This window comes from Mesorhizobium sp. M1A.F.Ca.IN.020.06.1.1 (genome assembly GCF_004023265.1).
Lineage (GTDB): Bacteria > Pseudomonadota > Alphaproteobacteria > Rhizobiales > Rhizobiaceae > Mesorhizobium.
The window spans coordinates 1-1,722 of record NZ_RZSR01001127.1 but is presented as its reverse complement, the minus strand read 5'-3'; the positions used below and the strand labels follow the sequence as shown (position 1 = coordinate 1,722).

2 protein-coding genes are annotated in these 1,722 nt (G+C 63.8%); both read left to right on the top strand.

The annotated features are described in order from the left end of the window. On the top strand, positions 1–619 hold a 619-nt coding region (locus EOA60_RS31685; protein WP_206628345.1), incomplete at its 5' end, for a TOBE-like domain-containing protein. Positions 620–820: 201 nt separating this feature from the next. Next, positions 821–1,722 (top strand): sulfate ABC transporter substrate-binding protein (locus EOA60_RS31680; protein ID WP_128312530.1); only part of this gene is annotated, 902 nt, incomplete at its 3' end.

Genomic DNA, 1,722 nt, shown 5'->3' with positions numbered 1-1,722 from the left:
GCGCCAGCGCGTGGCGCTCGCTCGCGCCATGGCCATCGAGCCCAAGGTGCTTTTGCTCGACGAGCCATTCGGCGCCCTTGACGCGCAGGTGCGCCGCGAGTTGCGCCGCTGGCTGCGCGAAATCCACGACGCCACCGGCCACACCACGGTCTTCGTTACCCACGACCAGGAGGAGGCGCTCGAACTCGCCGACCGCGTTGTCGTCATGAGCCAAGGTCGCATCGAGCAGGTCGGCTCGGCCGACGAGATCTACGACACGCCGAACTCGCCTTTCGTCTACAGCTTCATCGGCGAATCGAGCTCGCTGCCGGTCAAGGTTGACAATGGCGAGATCTGGCTGGCCGACCGGCCGGTCGGTCTGCAGGCGCCGCATGCGCCGTCGGGAGAGGCCCTGCTCTACTTTCGTCCGCACGATGTCGAGCTGCTCGACGGCTGCAGCGGCTGCATTGCCGGGACGGTCGCCGCCAGCCGCCGCGTCGCCGGCACAAGGCGGGTCGAGCTCGAGATCGGCGGCGAGCGTCAGCGCGTCGAGATCGAGCTGCCGGTCGACCATCCGGCGGCACAGAAGAGCCGGGTGGCTTTCAGGCCGAGGCGCTGGAAGCTTTTCCCGGCCTCCTGACCTATTTGCCGCCTGCCACGTCCGGGCGCCCGGTAGAGGAGCCGCGATGAATCAGGTTGGAAGAAAGTCCTACCAAGCGGCTGTTCGGGCGGGAGATTTTCCCGCTGCTCGTGCGTCCCCCGGACCGCGTGCCTCGCGCAGCCAGGCTTTCCTTTTTATGGTCACACCATAGTTCTGATTGTCTGGAGGAGGACCGTTTTCATGAAGCGCTTATTGCTGGGTATTGCCACGCTTGCCGGCTTCGTCGTCCTCGCGTCCTCCCAAGCCTGGTCGGCCGACAAGCTGCTCAATGCCTCCTACGACGTCGGCCGCGAATTGTTTGCCGACATCAACAAGGCTTTCATCGCTGAGCATCCCGGCGTGACCGTCGATCAGTCCCACGCCGGAACCTCGGCGCAGGCTCGTGCCATCGCGGAAGGTTTGGCAGCCGACGTCGTCACCTTCAACCAGGTCACCGACGTCGATTTCCTGGTCAAGAGGGGTCTGATCTCCGCGGACTGGCAGAAGGATTTCCCAGACAACGCATCGCCTTTCTATTCGCTGCCGTCCTTCCTTGTTCGTGCCGGCAATCCCAAGCACATCAAGGACTGGAACGATCTGGTGCGTGACGACGTGCAGGTGATCTTCCCCAACCCGAAGACATCAGGCAATGCCCGCTATACCTATCTCGCTGCCACCGCTTACGCGAAGGAAGCCTTCAAGGGCGACGACGCCAAGGTGAAGGAGTTCATCGCCAAGCTGTTTGCCAACGTGCCGATCTTCGACACCGGCGGCCGCGCCGCCACCACCACCTTCGTGCAGCGCGAGATCGGCGACGTGCTGATCACCTTCGAATCCGAAACGCGCGGCATCCGCAGGGAATATGGCGACGACAAGTTCGAGCAGGTCACGCCTTCAGTCAGCCTGCTGGCCGAATTCCCGGTGGCGATCGTCGATAAGATCGCCGACGAGCACGGTAGCCGCGATCTCGCCAAGACCTATCTCGAATTCCTCTATTCGCCCGAGGGCCAGGACATTGCCGCCCGCAACGGCCTGCGGGCCCGCGACGCAGCAGTGGCCGCCAAATACAAAGCCGAGTTTCCCGACGTGCGCCTGTTGACGGT